The sequence below is a fragment of the Clostridium sp. NSJ-49 genome (assembly GCF_014287725.1).
Classification (GTDB): Bacteria; Bacillota; Clostridia; order Clostridiales; family Clostridiaceae; genus Clostridium; species Clostridium disporicum_B.
Genome location: NZ_JACOOP010000024.1, coordinates 36,705 through 55,274, shown reverse-complemented (window position 1 = coordinate 55,274; position 18,570 = coordinate 36,705). Strand labels below are relative to the sequence as shown.

The following is an 18,570-nucleotide window of genomic DNA, read 5'->3' as shown; positions in this document are numbered from 1 at the left end:
AGAAATGGTATATTATTGCATGAAAAGAAAATAGCGTAAAGGTATATTTTTACAGAGAATAGGAGGTTTATAACCTCCTATTTGTCGTGTCAAAAAACTTGTTCATTTAGAAATAATTTCATATAAATATATGAATAAAAAATAAAAAGACCGTCTACTGAAATGATTTTAAAAATCATTTCAGAGACAGCCCCACATTAAAACACACAATTAATCTATTTTTAGAATGCTAAACATCTTATATATACATAAATTACTTTATAAAAGTGTTTTAGCAAACTCTATATTATCAAATTCTTTTTCTTTTATATACCTTATAGATTTAGTTAAATAACTTCTATGATGCTCAATAGTTTTAGAGAATACTTGAATAAACCTAACTATTTCCTCTTTAGAATCATTTCTTTCCTTTATATATTTTCCAACTAGATAAAACCTAATAAAGGAATATCTCATTAATAACATAATATATCCATCAAAAATAGACTCTCTTTCATTAAACGGAAACATATTATTATAAATAAAATTAACTAAATAATTTTCAAAAATATATGTATACTTATCAAGAAATTCTTTATTATATTCTTCAAAAACCTCTATATATGTTCTATTATCAGCATCTTCTCTATTCAAATTAAACGAATCTATAATTTGCTTTGTATATTTCTTAAACAAATCACTATCTACTTCCTTATCTATATTTAATAAAGATACCATCTTCTTAAAGAAATCTATTTGAAGCATAAAATACAAACTATTTTTTTCATAAAAACCTTGAGTTCTGTTTATATCATAGTTATTAATAAACTTTTCTATGTTATTAAAATTACTTTCACTTTCATCTTCTAAATTATTGATAAATTCACCTAATACGAAAAGTCTTTCAGTTAATTCTAATTTTCTATTTTGAATTATTTTAATACAGACTTTCCTTATCTCTTTAAAGTACTTTGCAAGTGAATTGCTTAATTCTTTAGATTTAGTATCAACTTGGTTTGATAATATATGTTTACCTATCTCCTCTTCGCTTTCTTTAAATTTAATTCCCTCTTCATTCAATAATAAAATTCTTGCAGCTTCAGGACAAGCAACATCAAGGGATCTTTCATAACATCCATCAACTAAGTTTGTTATCCTTGGAAAACATGTACAAACATTTGAAAGATAATCTTCCCCAAGTTTTGAATGTATTACACAATAATTATTACAATCTAAAAAAGGACATCTTTTATCATCCTTTAATTTTACCTTTCCATAATCTACATCATCACTAAAACTTTCTTCATTATTATGTACATTTTTTTGAAACATTCTTTTCATCTCTAAATCTTGTACTTTATAATATTTTCTAAATGTAACCTTATCGATATCTATATCCCATCCAATACAACAGCTATCCTCACAAGAACCACCTATACATTTAAACTCATTATAATATTCTGGATATATACTTTTAACTTTCTTCCCCATAGTTCATTCCTCTTCTAACAATTAAGTATAGGCTCATTTTACTATAATTAAAAATTAAAATCTATATTTAATAAGTATACTTAATTTAATGACTATACCTTGTCAAAATTTAATTTCATATTATTAAGTAATTCGTACTCAAAGATTTTCTAAATATATACTAAAGAGATTACCTATAAAGTTTTTAGGTAATCTCTTTTAATTAATATATATTTATATAATCTAAATTATATATGAAACATTAAACTGGTAATATTATTGTAAATTTACTTCCTTTATTTAATTCACTTTCTAACGTAACCTTTCCGTTATGTAGCTCCACTATATATTTAACTAATGTTAACCCTATACCACTACTACTTACCTGAGTTGAATTCATATTTTTCCCTTGCTCAAATCTATTAAATATAAACTTCTGGTCTTCTAATGATATTCCTAGTCCCGTGTCTTCTACTGAAATACTTACTAAATCACCATAATCTTTAATAAATACTCTGATTTCTCCACCCTCTTCAGTAAATTTAACAGCATTTCCTATAAGGTTAATAATACATCTCTCTATTTCATTAGGATCACAACATATTATTTTCTCTTCAATATCAGGGTCTACAATTAGTTCAATTCCCTTTTCATTTATCAAACTACTCATTCCTAGTGCAGTTTCCTCAACTAAATATACGATATCAATACCTTCTTGTTTTTTTATCTTATATGCACCTGATTCTATCTTTGAACTGTCTATAATATCATTTATAATTCCCAATAAATTATTAGAACTCTTCGTAATAATATTCAGATATTTTTCTCTATTTTCATTATATAAATTATCTTTTCCAACTAATGTCCGTACTAGCTGTACTGTTGCTATAATAATATTAATTGGTGTTCTTAACTCATGAGAAAGATTTACAAAGTAATCATTTTTAAACTTCTCATTTTTAATGTTTCTTTCATATAACTTCCTATTTGTTTCCATCTGAGCATTTATTTCCTTAGTCTGCCTATCAACTATCGCTTTTAATATTTTAACATGATTTCTAACATAAATAACTATAGCAACTATTATAATAAAATAAAGTATAAATGCAGTTTTAGTTCTCCATATAGGACTTTTTACAATAAAGTTAAGAGAAGTTTCTTCAGTTATATCTCCATTACTCTTTATGCCCCTAACCTTAAATGTATAATTCCCTGGCGATAACAAAGTATAAATAGCATTATTTCTATTTTCAGGATATTGCCAGTCACTATCAACCCCTTCAAGCATGTAGGTATATGAAACTCCACCTATTCTACCATAGTCAGGTAAAAAATATTTAATCTCTATATTATTCTCATTATGATTAAGTTTGATAATCTCATTATCATCATAATCTATTAATTGATTATTTACTCTAATATTACCTAATACAACCTTATCTTCATTATATATTTCTTCTTTTATTTCACTTGGATTAAATGAAATAATACCTTTATTTGTACCAAAAAACATTTTACCACTCTTTGTCTTATAGGCTGCTCCCCTATTAAAAAGAGTTCCTTGTAAACCATCTGCTTCAGAGTAATTCGTAAACTTTTGTTTTTTTATGTTAAACTTACTTAAACCATTATTAGTTCCAATCCATAAGTTTCCTTCATCATCAATTAATAAAGAGTTTATATAATCATTTGCAAGTCCATCTTTTTTAGAATAATTAGTAAATGTTTCTGTTTCTATATTAAATTTATTTAAACCGGCATTGGTACCTATCCACAAGTTACCATTACCATCACCTTGAATACAGTTTATAGTATCATAAGTTAAGTCATTATTATTATCATCACTTGTATAATTCTTAATTATCCCTTCTTCTTTATGAAACTTGATTAACCCTGTATATCTACCACCAGCTAACCATAATATATTTTCATCTTCTTCATCCTGAAAGATATCAATTACCCTATAATTAGATAAGCCATATTCCTCAAAGTGACTATTATAACTTTTTGCAAGATTTCCACCATTTTTATGTATATAAAAACCTTCATTGCTTCCAACCCATGTAGATTGTCCATCATAATAGAATTTCAAATAATTTTTATTAGCCGCTTCTCCTAAGCGATTTTTATTAATGTTTTGTATAGTCCCATCTTCTTTTAATATCACATCCACAGACTCATCTGTAGAAAGCATAATTTTACCGGGTTCTACCTCATGTAAATGGTTTATAGAATTACTGCTTAAAGATTGCTCCATTGTATCATCATGAACATATCTTATGGTCTCATTTGTTTCTTCGTTAAAACAAAATACTCCATTATATTTAGTTCCTACCCATATATCTCCATGACTATCTTCTAATATTGATGTAACACTGCTTTCAGAAATACCTAGGTTATGTAATAAATAATTATATTTTTTATTAAATTGTTGAGTATTATTTAATATACTCACTCCGTTATCTGTCCCTATCCAAATAACTCCATTCCTATCCTCATATACATAAGTTATATAATTACTTAATAAACTATTGGATACTTCTTTATCAGTTTTATAAACTTTAGTTATATGATCTTTTTGTTCATGCTTTATTGATCCATTTGAGCTTGCAAACCATATATTTTCCTGTGAATCACATAATATATAGCTGATATCTGTATTAATTCTTTCTCCTATATCTACATCAAAATAAACGCTCTGTATCTTATTATCATTAATATAATAAATCCCACTTTTTGTTGAATACCAAGTTTTATAATCGTTATCAAAATCTATACTATATATATATTTATTATTTTCATGAATATCTTTCATTTGATTAATTTCAAATGTATTAATATCTATGTATGTTGCTCCACTTTTAGTAGCTACTACTATATTACCATCTTTAAACTCTTTAATATCTGTAATATAGCTATTAGTTAAAGAGTTACTATTACCCTCTTCTGCATAATACTTTCTAAATTTCCCTGTTTGCTCATCATACATATTAAGCCCATCAGAAGTTCCAACCCACATTGTATTATTATTATCCTTAAATATAGCGGTCACGTGATAGTTTGATATCGAATAATCACTATTATAATTATTTCCTATTCTGGTGACTTCGTTAGTTTTCATATTTATTATACTTAAACCACCACCAGTTCCAACCCATATATTACCATTAGAATCTTCAGCTAAAGCTGTTATATATGTTGAATTTAAGCTCTTTTCATCTTCATAGGAATAATTATAGATTCGGACTCCACTTCCATCATATCTATTTAATCCATCTGCCGTCCCAATCCACATATATCCTCTAGAATCTTGTAAAATTTTTGTTATATAATCATTGGAAATCCCATCTTTTACTGTTAACGATTGAAAATTAACAGCATCATTTTTTACTATTTCATTATCATATATAACTTTATCATCGGAGTATACGATTTGATTACCTCCGAGTACTATAATAAATAAAAATAGTAAAAATATTATATATTTTCTCTTTTTACTCATTTTCCCCCCGAATAATTAAATCAATATTTTAGCAAAAAATTCCTTTTTTCGTCAATATTATAGTGATAATTTTCAAATAAATTCATAGTATTATTATATTAATATATAATATGATTCTGTTATCAAGTTCCATTTTTAACTATTTTAATATTGAATAAGCTTTTTATGTAAGCTTATTCACTTTAATTTTAAGAATAAATAAAGAACTATATTTAAATCTCCTTATATAATAAGTAGTTTTTATATAGTTCTTTCTATTCATCTATAATACAATCACTATCTTCTAATGTTTTACTTATATCAAGTATTTACCCTACCAATGTTTTCCTCACATTTTATATCCTCTTTTTTAATATATCTGCTTTCCAAAATAGCAAATATTATTAAAGTTATTGTTACTCCCATTGTAACATCTGATGCAAAATGAGCTCCTACCATTATTCTACTTATTGGAACTACTAATATCCATAATAAAGAAAAACCTATAAACCAATTTTTCTTTTCTCTTAAAGATGTAATAAATGTTGGAATTAATGTAATCCAAATCATAATAGCTGCATTTGCACTATGTCCTGATGGAAATGACATAAATTCATTATCTGTTGTTAACTTCTGTGGAGTAAACCAAAGAGAGAAACCTTCAAAAGAGCCTGTTGCAATCATATGCCTATATCGTTCTCTTCCCCATCCCATTTTAACTAAATTAAAAGTTATAACAACAAATACAAAAGTCAATATGCCTACAATTGCTGCGTTACGTAATTCCTCTCTATTAGTAGAGGAATACTTTTTAGCAATTATATAAGAAATAACTATATATAAAGTAGCAATTATAGGAATAAGCACTGTAGGTCCATTAAAATATTTTACTGGTAGCATAGCTGCCATCAGTGCAAATAGGAGCAATAATATAATATATCCACCTGTTCTTAAATTATATTTTACTGACTTTTCTTTATTTCTAGTTAACATTAAACTAACTGTGTAAAATGTTGCTATAACTGCAGCTGGGAATTCTCCAATAGCTTCAAATATCATCCCAAAACTACTATTAGAATTATAGATTGCATTTGAAATCTGTAAATCAGTAAAAGCAAATATTACTAATAAAACACTAATAACTAATAACGTATATTTATAAGTTTTTCTCATACATTCATACCCTCATATATTTATTTTGAATACTTTAAAATAAATTTCCCCATTTCTATAGCACAATCTTCACTTTGTGGATATACCCCTATATTATCTCCATAAGCATGTCCAAAACCTTTGTATAATACAGTTGTTGTATCAACTCCAGCTTTAGTAAGCTTTGCTGCATAAGCTAAACATTCAACCTTTAAATAATCATGTTCTCCAACAGTAATAAAGGTAGGCGGTAGCCCCTTTGCTTCTCTTATATATGGAGTCAAATATTCATTCTTAACATCATTTGTACCCAATATATCTTCTAATCCTCCAGTCATACCCCCAAACATATCTAACATCATTTCAAGTCCTGCTCTGTGCTTTGGAACCATTTCATATTCATCCATACTCCATTTAAAATACTCATCTTCAATACCAGCCATATTTACTGTAGGATAAAGTAATAGCTGACCTTTTACCATTCCTAAGTTATCTTCCATATCTCTTGTTGTACAGTATTGAGTCAGATTTCCTCCAGCGCTATCTCCTGCTACAAATATATTATTTTTATCTCCGCCAAATCCTTCTGCATTTTCATAAATCCATTTTAGTACAGAGTAACAGTCAGTATGCCCTATTGGATATGGATTTTCTGGAGCTAATCTGTAATCTACTGAAAAAGCCAATATGTCTGTTTTCTCAACTATTAGTTTTACAAGTTCTTCAACAACATCTGGTGATCCTCCAAAGAATCCGCCTCCATGAATATAATATAAAATAGGTGCATTTTCTTTAATAGTCTCAGACTTATAAATACGTACTGGTACCTCATATCCATCATGAGCTTTAACAGTTTTATTTATAATATCTATCTTTTTTTCAACTATTGGAATACTCTTAATTTCTCCAAACATCTTTCTTAACTTTTCAATCCCTTTTGCTGATGTATCCATCTTTGTCATGCTTTTAGGCATAAATCTCATTATTGTCATTTGCTTTTTCATATCTTTATAAAGACGTGGATCCATAGCACCTTTTTCATCACTATCTGGTAAATTCTTAACTAAAACTTCTACTCCTTTTATATTTATCAATTCTTGCCTTTCCACTATCTTATTTAATAAATCTTGTGAATATTTTCTACTCATTTTTCCTCTCCTTACCCATTACTGATTTTAATAAAACCTTTACATAACTAATAAAATTTAAACGCACATTTTGCTTATATTCAAATCTGTGCGTTTAATTTATTAATTAGATATTATCATTTTTAATTAATTTATTGTTGTAATTTCTTGTCCACTTTTCAGCTGTTTCTTGACAATTTATTAATTGACGATATTTTGATGGAGTCATATTGTATTTTTCTTTAAATATATTTATAAATGATTTTACATTTAAAAAGCCATGTGTAAGTGCTATATCCTGAATATTATCATCGCTATTAATTAAATCTTCATAAGCTTTTGAAAGTCTATAATTGGCTAAATATATTTTATACGTAACTCCAAACCACTCATGAAATTTCCTTGAAAAATATTCACTACTCATATAGAATTGTTTAGAAATTTTATCTAACGATAATTCTTCTCTGTAATTTTCACCTATATACATTAAAATTTCCTTTTGTTTATCTCTATATTTAAAATAATTTTCTAAGTTAGAATTATCATCTTCAACTGTAAAATCAGATAATAAAATATATAATATTTCATAAATATATGAATTAATCTTAATATAATCTAATTCTTTTGGATTCAAATATATATCTTTAATAGTCAAAAAAATATCTACTAATCTTTTTTTGCTATTACTTTTCTTATAAATATCAAATTTAATATTATCAATATTAGGATATACGCTTTTTATAAAGTCATAAGATAAAACTAAAATGATTCCACCACATAATTTTCCTTGCTTTTTTTCTATCTCATGTACATCTCCGCTATTTACAAAAATAAAATCTCCACAATTAACTTTAATACTTCTACCGTTAATAACCCCTTCTACTTGCCCTTCTGTTAAAAATGTAATCTCTATACTCCTATGCCAATGGGGACCTATATAAAAAGCACTTTTCGCATCAATATTTTCCTTTCCCCAATATCCTAACATAGCCGGTATATTAGGGTTTAAATTAACCTTTTCATATGTAACACCATTCATAATATTCTCCCCTTTTTGACTAATACCATCTAATATTGCTACTATTTATTTAATTTGTTAAATGAATCACCTTATCAGGTTCATCATATCCTCTCTCTAATAAAGATATTCCTTTTAAATTATTATCTTCTAAATATTTATTACTTTCCTCATTATTTATTGGATTAAACATAAGCCCTATAGCTACAGTAATTAATGCTATTACCGATACTAAAACTCCCCAAAAGCTTGGTTTCTTATAGTTAAGAACATTTTTCACTCTGCTCTTAACCTCACCTTCTCCAAATGCTATAGGGGCTATACCTACTTTATTCTTGTCAGTTGCAAATAATAATAGAGACATAGAATACTCTTTTTTTATTTTACTTCCCAATTCTTTTACTACCGTCTCATCACATGACATTTCCATATCCTTTGACATTAATATAAACGAAAGCCATACAAATAAGATTACATAGGAAGAGGTTATACTCATTTTTAGAACTGTTAAGAACAATTTATCCATAATTATTCCTCCTCATATTTATCAATCAACTCTTTTAATTCATCAGCTTGTTTCTTACTTAACTTTTTATTTCCCATAAATGCAGCTAAAAACTTAGGTAAAGATCCACCAAATGTATCCTCAACAAATTCCTCACTTTTATATTTAAAATATTCATCTTTTGATACAAGTGAAGTAACTATTGAATTATTATTTTCTAATATCCCTCTTAAACATAGTTTTTTAAGTACAGTATATGTAGTGGATTTTTTCCAATTAAATTTCTCTTCACATAAAGCTACAAGATCACCGGATTTTATAGGCTCATTATCCCATATAATCTCTGTAAACTTCATTTCTCCTTCTGCTAACTTATACTCTTTCATCCCATTCCCCTCCTTAGTCTATCGATAATAGACCTTATATGGTTTACTCTATCACTGATAGACTTAATTGTAAATATATTCCTTTTACATTTTTTATTATTTCAAATTTAAACCATTAAAACTTAATTATACTTGATATAAACAAGTTCAGCTAAAATTGCAAAATAAATATACCTGTAGCAGATATTTTAATATCTTTATGCCACAGGTATATACTTACTCACCATATTTCTTGTGATATTTAACTTTTACATTTATATTAGGATGCATTTCACAAAACTGACTAATTACATAGTAACAGCTTGGACACGGTTCCCATTTACTATACAATATAAGTTCACCATTATCCTTTAATTCTCCACCTGAAATTTGCTTATGTATTTCTTCAAATATCTTTTTTTCACTATCATTAACTCTTTTATATCCTACTCCTAACTTACCTAATTTATTAACCTTACAAGCTTCAAAAGCAGCTTTTCCTAAATAAGGTGCACTGCAATAACCTCTTATATTATTTTTACCACTTATAGCCTTAAACTCTTTACCATTAAATGAAGCTATAGCAATATTTATAGTATCTTGAAGTGCTTCACTTTGGTCTATCTTAAAAGATTTTATTTCACTTTCATGGGATTTCATATATTTATTTAAATTTTTTATTAACCTTTCCATTCTAGGTATATTATTATTTAAATGTTGATGATATTCTACTGTTCCTTTTGTTGCTTTAATATAATCTTTATTAAGTTCTTTTGGAATATCTATGGATAATGTTTTAACTCTTTTTTGTACATTATAATTTTCAAATATTTTATCATTTTTATTTGATATCATTCTTTTTAATAACTCAATATCTTTAGCATAAACATAATATTTACTTAGTTCTTTTTCGATGTTATCTATTTTATCTATTCCACTCTTATCAATAACACTAGATATTTTAGATTTTAAAGTTTCAATAATATTTATAATTTCATCTACATCATCTTGAATAGATGGCTCTCTTTCATATTCTTCCCTATCTATATGTAATCTCTTTATTCCTTTTATTTGTCTACATAATTTTTTATGATTATCTTCAAATAATACTATTTTCTCAATATAATCAATAAAACTATTTATGTTATCAGCTCTAAAGGTATGTTCTTCATCTTTAATAAAACTATATAATTTATCAGCTACTTTTTCATCTACATTAAATACATCTATAATTTCTTTTTTTAAGTTATTATCTTCTATTTCCTTTAGTCTATAACCTTCTTTTAGAGAAGCTTCTTTAAAATCTCTTATTGTACATATATCTATTCTTACTTTTTTTCTTTTATTTAAAGTTATATTATCTTCTCTCATATTTACCTCTTATCTTTTGATTAGTTAAACTACAAGCTTTTAATCAAACAACTTTTCTTCTAACTTGTTATAATTTAAAATAGTTATACTTTTTCTATCAAAATCAATAATAGCTTCATCTCTTAAGTTTATCAACTCTCTAGATAACGAAGGTCTAGGTATACCTAGGTAAGCAGCTATATCTTCCTTACTTTCATTCAACATAATAATATTAGAATTTGCTATGCTACTCTTTTCTAAAATATAATCAACTACTTTATGGTTAATAGACTTTAATGAAGTGCTTTTTACCTTTTTATTTAACATAATTACTTTATCGCTTAAAAGAGTAATAAAATTTTCTAAAATTTTTTCACTTTTAGAACATAATTTTAATATTTCTTTTCTATTTATAAAAATAATCTTACAATCACTTTTTGCAATAACTGTAGCTGGATATAAAGATTTGCTCGATATAACAAGTGCTTCCCCAAAAACATCTCCTTCTGATAATTTAGCTAAAACTATACTTTTTCCACTTGAATAAATTCTTTCTAATTGAATTAGGCCTTCCTCTATTATTCCAATATTTTCACAAATATCTCCCTCTTGAAATAATATTTGTCCCTTATTATAGCTAGTTTCTGAGTATTTTATATACGAGAAAATACTTTCTATCTCCTCATCACTTACTCCTTTAAAAAGAAAGTTATTACTTAATTTATTCTTCATAATAAACTCCAAATATATTTTATTTTAAATAATCTAATATCTTATCTATATTAATTGCTTCTCTATATTTTAATCATAAATTTCTAATCATGCAATGTAATAATCTATATTTAATTATTTCCAATATTACAATGATTGTTAAAAATAATAAAGCTCCATTAAACAACTTAGTCTAATAGAGCTTTATTATTATTTTAATCTATACATTATAGCTTCATATGGTCTTAAAGTTAAATTTTCAAGAAGTGTACTAGAATCATCATAGTTACTTAATAAAATTTCTGCAAAATTAAAATCATCATTAAATTTAAAATTAACTGTATCGCAATAGAAATTACAAACTACTAATATTTTATCTCCATTTAACTCTCTTATATAAGCAAAAATATTTTTATCTTCTGGACATACTAATTTATAATCTCCATAGATAATAGTATCATTATTCTTTCTTATTTCTATCAGTTTTTTATAATGATAGAATATTGAATTTTTATCTTCTAATGCTTTTTTCACATTTATTTCTTTATAATTTTTATTAACTGCAAGCCATGGTTTTCCTGTTGTAAATCCTGCATTTTCTGAATCATCCCATTGCATTGGAGTTCTAGCATTATCTCTTCCTTTAATGTATATGGAATTCATTATTTCTTCGTGACTATATCCCTTTGAAATTCTATCCTTATACATATTTAATGTTTCTATATCATTATATTCATCAATATTTTCAAGTCTTATATTTGTCATTCCAATCTCTTCACCTTGATAAATATATGGTGTTCCCTCCATTCCATGAAGAATAGTTGCAAGCATCTTAGCACTTTCTACTCTATACTCTTTATCATTTCCCCATCTTGAAACTATTCTTGGAAGGTCATGGTTATTCCAGAATAAACTATTCCATCCTTCACCTTCAAGTTCTGTTTGCCACTTAGATAATACCCTTTTAAGTTCTAATAAATCTAAAGGTTTAACATCCCATTTATCCTTACCTTCAATTTGATCTAATCCTATATGTTCAAATTGGAATACCATACTTAATTCTTTTCTTTCAGGGTTTGAATAAAGCTTAGCTACTTCTGGAGTTGCTCCCCAAGTCTCTCCAACAGTTAATAAATCATTTCCCTCTAAAGCTGCCTTATTCATCTCTTGTAAGTATTCATGAAGCTTGGGACCGTTACCAGTAATCATATCATCAGGCACCTTACCGATAAGGTCAATAACGTCCATTCTAAATCCACCAATACCTTTATCAATCCAGAAATTCATCATATCATAAACTTCTTTTCTAACATTTTCATTTTCCCAATTTAAATCAGGTTGCTTTTTACTAAATAAATGTAAGTAATATTGCCCTGACTCTTCATCATATTGCCATGCACTACCGCTGAAAGTTGAGCCTAAATCATTTGGTTCTTTATCATTAACAGGATCTCTCCAAATATAATAATCTCTATATTCATTATCTTTAGATTTTTTAGCTTCTATAAACCATTTATGTTCATCAGATGTATGGTTAACAACTAAATCCATCACAATCTTAATATTTCTTTCCTTAGCTTCATTTAAAAGCCTGTCCATATCTTCTATAGTTCCAAATTCATCCATGATATCACAATAATCACTTATATCATATCCATTATCATCATTTGGATATTTATATACTGGACTAAGCCATATTACATCTATGCCTAATTCCTTAAGATAATCTAGCTTTTCTATTATTCCATTTATATCTCCTATCCCATCACCATTGCTATCATTAAAGCTTCTTGGATATATTTGATATACCACTGAACTATGCCACCATTTTCTCTCCATAACTTCCACCTCTCATTAATTAACATCCTTAATTTATTAAATATAGAAAATATTAATATTTATCTACAATAAAATTATATTATGTTTTTTTAATAAAGTCTATTTTTTATATATTTTCTAATACTACTAATCAAAAATTCTGTAGCCTATGCTTGAACAGATATATCTTATGCACATGTTGCTATTATTATATCTATATTATTATCGTCAATATAAATACCTTCTTCCTTATAAGAATAATCTAAAGTTTCTATTATTCCATCATATATATCCTGTTATTATTAATACCTATTCTTATATTTTATTAATCCTTTTCTTTATCCACTAATCATTAAAGATATGATATAATTTATATGCTTATAAATTATAAATTTACTTTAAAAGAGGTACTTATGATAAAAGAATTAAAGATTTATTTTACATCTGACCTTCACGGTTATATTTATCCAACAGATTACATTGAAAAATCTAAAAAAAACATTGGATTATTAAATATTATTAATCAGTTCGATAAAGATGGGAACACTCTAATAATTGATGGTGGAGATACTATACAAGGCTCACCATTTACAAATTATTTAAGTAACACAGAGTTTGAAGTACATCCAATAGCTTCTATTATGAATGAAGGTGGATATGACTTTATAACTTTAGGTAACCACGATTTTAATTATGGTTTAGATTACTTAAAAAACTATTTAAGCAATTTAAATGCTACATGTCTTTGTGCCAATGTAGTAGATGAAACAGGAAACCTACCTATACTTCCATACAAAATTAAAACTATGGAAAATGGATTAAAAGTAGGTATAATTGGATTTACTACTGACTTTATAAATAGATGGGAGCGTCCTGAAAATATAAAAGGCATAAATATTACAGATACTTTTGACTCAGTAAAAGAATATTTTGATGTTGTGAAAAAACAGTGTGATTTAACTATAGGTATTTATCATGGTGGTTTTGAAAATGATTTAGACTCTCATAAAAAATTAAGTAATACAAAAGAAAACATTGCTTACAAAATTTGTGCTGAGTTTGATTTTGATATCCTTCTTACTGGACATCAACATATGTCTATAGCTAATATGAATCTTCATGGTACTCATATAGCTCAAACTCCTCATAATGGAAGTAAATTCTTAAAGTTAAATCTTACTATAGATGATAATAATATAACTAAAATTACATCATCATTAGAAGCTGTAACTCTTAATCCAAATAAAGATATGTACGAAAAATTCTTATCTTTAGAAAATAAAGTTCAAGAGTGGCTAGATACACCTGTAGGTTTCTTAGATACAGAACTACAACCTACGGATCAGTTACATATGGCTTTAAACGGATGTGCCTTAGCTAACTTTATAAATCAAATTCAACTTGAAACTAGTAATGCAGATATATCATGTACATCTTTTGCAAATGTGATAAAAGGTTTTGATAAAAATGTTACCGTAAGAGATATTATGTCAACTTATCCTTACCCAAATACATTAGTTATTCTTGAAGTAAATAGAGATATTCTAAAATCAGCATTAGAGAGATCTGCTAGTTATTTTGATAATAATAATGGTTGTGTAACAATATCAGAAAGCTTCCTTAAGCCAAAAGTTGAGCATTATAACTATGATTACTTTGCAAATATTGAGTATACTTTTGATTTAAATAAAGAAATAAATAATAGAGTTACTTCTATTAAATATAAAGGACAAGAATTATCAGATGGACAAGTACTTAGCTTAGTTATGAATAACTATAGAGCAAGTGGTGCTGGTGGATATGATTTCTATCAAAACTGTACCGTACTTAAAGAAATCTTAGTTGAAATGCCTGAAGTAATTATTAACTACTTCAAAAGTAATTCAAACGTAAAGGTACATAAATCTACATATTTAAAAACTATTATTTAGTTAAAAGTAAAAAGAGTTAAAAATTGTATAAATAACAAATATTAAATTTATTATTTCGTACTAATTTTTAACTCTTTATCTTTAATTTTTAACTTACTTATCCTCTAGTAAGCTTAGTTCTTATCTTAGTTGAAAGTATCTCTACTATTAATACTAAAATTACTAATCCACAAAGAATAGCTCCAACTTCATCCCAGTTAAATGCATTCATTGCAAATATTAATGGTGCACCTATACCTCCAGCTCCAACTAATCCTAATACAGAGGCATCTTTTATATTTATTTCAAATCTATATATAGCTGTAGATATGAAATCAGTGAATAATTGTGGAAGTATACCATATCTGATTTTCTCAAAAGTATTACATCCTGCAGCATCTAAAGATTCTAAAATTTTTATATCTAAATCTTCAATTGATTCAATAAATAGCTTAGATATCATTCCAATAGATATAACTGATACTGTAAGAACACCTGCAAATGCACCAGGCCCAGTTACACGAATAAACATTAATCCATAAACAAATGCTGGGAATGTTCTAAGTGCTGCTATAGTAAATAATCCTATTTTACTTATCCACTTAGGCATTAAATTACTAGCTGATATAAAAGCTAATGGTATTGCTAATATTGTTCCTATTAATGTACCAATTAGCGCTATACAAACAGTTTCTAATAATAAAGCTGGAACCCCTGCCTTAAAATCAAGTAACATCTCCATATCAGGGTGTAATATACCTGAAACTACATTTTTAGCAATTTCAATACCATTTCCCTTTATTCCACTAAAAGCTATTCCCTTAGAAGCCCATACTATTACAAGTACAACAAATAATACAGTTAGGGCTTTGTGTATCCACATATTTGGTTGTTTTTCTAATTGTTTTTTAACTGTTAACTCCATATTACCCTAACCTTTCTCTTATGTATTTACTTCCATTTTCTATAATTACAACTGTAATGAATAACATAACAAGGATCATCCCTACCTTATCATATTCTCTCCATCCAATCTTTTCATTTAAAATAAGACCAATACCACCAGCACCTACATATCCAAGTATTGCAGCTGCTCTAACGTTTATTTCTAAACTATAAAGGCAAATTGATAAGTATGATGGCATTATTTGAGGCATTATTGAACCAACAAAAGCTTTAACTCTTGTTGCTCCCACTGCTTCCATAGCTTCAAAAGGTCCCATATCAACAGTTTCTATTTTTTCATATAACATTTTAGTAACAATACCAAATGTAAAAATTGATATAGCTACAGTACCAGCAAAAGTACCTAAACCAAATATATAAGTTGATATTAAAGCAATAATTAATGTTGGTAATGTTCTTGTAATACTCATTATAACTCTGACTAAATTTAAAACTATCTTAGATTTATTAATGTTTACAGAACACATCATCGCAAATGGGATTGCTATAAAACTACCAATCATCGATCCTAAAACAGAAATTTTAACAGTTTCCACTAAAGGAGGAATAACTGACTTTATATAACTAAAATCTGGTGGGAACATATCTTTTAAGATTACAAAAAATTCATTTCCCCTCTTAACTATAGTTTCAAACTTAAATCCAGTTACATCACCTGCAATAATTAAAGCTATTACTAGTCCAATTATCACAAAAGGTGCTATTGGTGTTGGAGGTTGCATTTCTTTCCCATTATTTAAAACTATTTTTTTAGGCTTAAATATACTTTTAATCTTTTCTAACATGCTTTTAAGCCCCCATTACTTCATCTTCAGCTAACTCACGGCCGTATATTTGTTTTAAGATTTCACTATCAACATCTTTCGCTGGTCCATCATATACTATTTCCCCTGCTTTTATTCCAATAACTCTGTCTGCATATTTTAATGCTAAATCTACATGATGGATATTAATTAATACTGACATATTTAATTCTTTATTAATCTTTTTAAAATCATCCATAACTTGTGTTGCAGTTATAGGGTCTAGAGCTGCAACTGGTTCATCTGCAAGAATTATTTCAGGTTTTTGCGCTAATGTTCTAGCTAAAGCTACTCTTTGTTGCTGTCCCCCAGAAAGTTGATCTGCTCTAACATAAGATTTATCTAGTATACCAACTTTGTCTAAAGCTTCTAATGCTATAACCTTATCCTCCTTAGAGTATAATCCTATAATAGATTTCCATAATGGCATATCTGGCACTCTTGAAGTTAATACGTTATTTATTACTGTAGTTCTAGTTACCAAGTTAAATGATTGGAAAACCATTCCAACCTTACGTCTAAATTTTCTTAATTCTTTTCCTTTTAAATCATTTACTTCTTGTCCATTTACAGTTAATGATCCTTCACTAATATCATGCATTCTATTAATTGTTCTTAATAATGTTGACTTACCAGCTCCTGATAAACCTATTATTGCCACAAATTCACCTTGATTTATTTCAAGCGATATATTTTTTAATGCATGTAATCCATTTGGATAAAATTTATTTACCTTATCAAACTTAATCACTAGTTTCCCTCTTTCCCATTTTCATGATATTTATGAATATTTTTCTTGTTTGCTCTTTATACACAAAATGAGTTCATGCTAGCATGAACTCATTTTTATTAATTATTACTGCATAGATTTAATTAATTCTTGCGCAGCTCTTTCTCCATCATAGTTAGCATCATCAGCTATTTGATAACCTTTATGACTATAAATAGAAATAATTTCTTGACCTTCTTCTGTGTTACCGATATTAATGAAAGCTTGTTGTATAGCTTCCTTTAATTCAGGAGTCATTGAAGCATCTTTAGTTACTGATATAGTATCGTTATATATCCCATCAGTTACACCTATTATGTTTGTTTCTTCCCAGATTGAAGCTGTTCTTCCAAAATCAGAAGTCCATTTTTCAACATTGTCTAAACGAGCATCTGCGTATGTTACCATTACGTCAATTTGTCCGCTTGCTAATTGAGTGAATGCTGTAGTGTAATTATCTAATGCTACCTTACTTTGTAAATCAGTTATTGATATACCAAAGTTATCTTGTAGCCATAAGCTTGGATATATGTATCCTGCTGGTGAAGTTGTATTTGATGAAACTCCCCATGTAGCACTTTGAATATCTTCTAAAGTTAACTCTTCACCATTATTTATTTTAGCAGCTAATTCTTGACCTTTTTCACTTGGTCCAGCAATTACTAGTGCTCTATAATAAGTTACTTGCTCATCTGTATTTTCTGTTGGAGCTGTATTCCAATCTGCAGCGTTCTCTGAATCATGGCTTAAACCAAATCTAGTTGCTGTTAATGCAACATCTACACCATCATCATATAATACATAAGTCCCACCTGGTATAAATCCAACTTGAGCTGTTCCTGATGATAAAGCTTCTCCAACTGCCTCAAAGCTTGTCCCAACTACAATTTTAACATTATTAAATTCATATCCTAATCCAGCTAATTCTGTCTTTAACATTTCTGATAAAGGTGCTGTAGCTGTTTGGATTTCTTCAGGATTTCTTGATGGTACAAAGTATACAACTAATTCGTCATTAGATGCTTCACTTGAACCACACCCAATTAACATTGACATACTTAATACTAATACTGTAAGTAATGCAAATAATTTTTTCATTTTGCTTCTCCTCATGCTGTCTAATTTTTTCAGCATTATTATAGCATA

At 27.4% G+C, this 18,570-nt stretch carries 15 protein-coding genes; 1 reads left to right on the top strand and 14 read right to left on the bottom strand.

What is annotated here, in order from left to right:
• Positions 1-258: 258 nt before the first annotated feature.
• The 10 genes from fliB to H8S10_RS09985 form a co-directional block, all read right to left on the bottom strand.
• The gene (gene fliB, locus H8S10_RS10030) at positions 259-1,470 is read right to left on the bottom strand and encodes a flagellin lysine-N-methylase (protein WP_186838774.1); all 1,212 of its coding nucleotides are present in this window, start codon (positions 1,468-1,470) and stop codon (positions 259-261) included.
• A gap of 241 nt (positions 1,471-1,711) precedes the next feature.
• Complete coding sequence (locus H8S10_RS10025) at positions 1,712-4,951, bottom strand: two-component regulator propeller domain-containing protein (RefSeq protein ID WP_186838773.1); 3,240 nt, start codon at positions 4,949-4,951, stop codon at positions 1,712-1,714.
• A gap of 300 nt (positions 4,952-5,251) precedes the next feature.
• Positions 5,252-6,103 carry a phosphatase PAP2 family protein gene (locus H8S10_RS10020; protein WP_186838772.1) on the bottom strand — a complete coding sequence of 284 codons (852 nt, stop codon included), beginning with the start codon at positions 6,101-6,103 and terminating at the stop codon, positions 5,252-5,254.
• Between the two features lie 20 nt (positions 6,104-6,123).
• Positions 6,124-7,230, bottom strand: a complete 1,107-nt coding sequence (locus H8S10_RS10015) for an alpha/beta hydrolase (protein WP_186838771.1) — start codon at positions 7,228-7,230, stop codon at positions 6,124-6,126.
• 106 nt (positions 7,231-7,336) lie between these two features.
• Positions 7,337-8,248: an AraC family transcriptional regulator gene (locus tag H8S10_RS10010; protein ID WP_186838770.1), complete on the bottom strand. Its 912-nt coding sequence runs from the start codon at positions 8,246-8,248 to the stop codon at positions 7,337-7,339.
• Between the two features lie 49 nt (positions 8,249-8,297).
• Positions 8,298-8,753 (bottom strand): M56 family metallopeptidase, encoded by a 456-nt coding sequence (locus H8S10_RS10005; RefSeq protein ID WP_186838769.1) that lies wholly within the window; start codon positions 8,751-8,753, stop codon positions 8,298-8,300.
• A gap of 2 nt (positions 8,754-8,755) precedes the next feature.
• The gene (locus H8S10_RS10000) at positions 8,756-9,118 is read right to left on the bottom strand and encodes a BlaI/MecI/CopY family transcriptional regulator (RefSeq protein ID WP_186838768.1); all 363 of its coding nucleotides are present in this window, start codon (positions 9,116-9,118) and stop codon (positions 8,756-8,758) included.
• Positions 9,119-9,334: 216 nt separating this feature from the next.
• Positions 9,335-10,468, bottom strand: coding sequence for a deaminase domain-containing protein (locus H8S10_RS09995; protein WP_186838767.1), 1,134 nt, complete (start codon positions 10,466-10,468; stop codon positions 9,335-9,337).
• A gap of 39 nt (positions 10,469-10,507) precedes the next feature.
• The gene (locus H8S10_RS09990) at positions 10,508-11,179 is read right to left on the bottom strand and encodes a Crp/Fnr family transcriptional regulator (protein WP_055263872.1); all 672 of its coding nucleotides are present in this window, start codon (positions 11,177-11,179) and stop codon (positions 10,508-10,510) included.
• A 189-nt stretch (positions 11,180-11,368) separates the two neighbouring features.
• On the bottom strand, positions 11,369-12,997 hold the full coding sequence (locus H8S10_RS09985; protein ID WP_186838766.1) for an alpha-glucosidase: 1,629 nt from the start codon (positions 12,995-12,997) through the stop codon (positions 11,369-11,371).
• A gap of 392 nt (positions 12,998-13,389) precedes the next feature.
• Between H8S10_RS09985 and H8S10_RS09980 the strand changes: the two genes are divergently transcribed.
• Complete coding sequence (locus H8S10_RS09980; protein WP_207731869.1) at positions 13,390-14,907, top strand: bifunctional UDP-sugar hydrolase/5'-nucleotidase; 1,518 nt, start codon at positions 13,390-13,392, stop codon at positions 14,905-14,907.
• Between the two features lie 97 nt (positions 14,908-15,004).
• On the opposite strand, the gene phnE (H8S10_RS09975) is transcribed toward H8S10_RS09980, so the two are convergent.
• The 4 genes from phnE (H8S10_RS09975) to H8S10_RS09960 all read right to left on the bottom strand — a co-directional run bounded on the left by phnE (H8S10_RS09975) (position 15,005) and on the right by H8S10_RS09960 (position 18,522).
• Positions 15,005-15,811 carry a phosphonate ABC transporter, permease protein PhnE gene (gene phnE / locus H8S10_RS09975; protein ID WP_186838765.1) on the bottom strand — a complete coding sequence of 269 codons (807 nt, stop codon included), beginning with the start codon at positions 15,809-15,811 and terminating at the stop codon, positions 15,005-15,007.
• Between the two features lies 1 nt (position 15,812).
• Positions 15,813-16,637: a phosphonate ABC transporter, permease protein PhnE gene (gene phnE / locus H8S10_RS09970; protein ID WP_186838764.1), complete on the bottom strand. Its 825-nt coding sequence runs from the start codon at positions 16,635-16,637 to the stop codon at positions 15,813-15,815.
• A gap of 4 nt (positions 16,638-16,641) precedes the next feature.
• Positions 16,642-17,406, bottom strand: a complete 765-nt coding sequence (phnC, locus tag H8S10_RS09965) for a phosphonate ABC transporter ATP-binding protein (protein ID WP_055263880.1) — start codon at positions 17,404-17,406, stop codon at positions 16,642-16,644.
• 105 nt (positions 17,407-17,511) lie between these two features.
• Positions 17,512-18,522, bottom strand: a complete 1,011-nt coding sequence (locus H8S10_RS09960) for a PhnD/SsuA/transferrin family substrate-binding protein (RefSeq protein ID WP_055263882.1) — start codon at positions 18,520-18,522, stop codon at positions 17,512-17,514.
• Between the last annotated feature and the right edge of the window lie 48 nt (positions 18,523-18,570).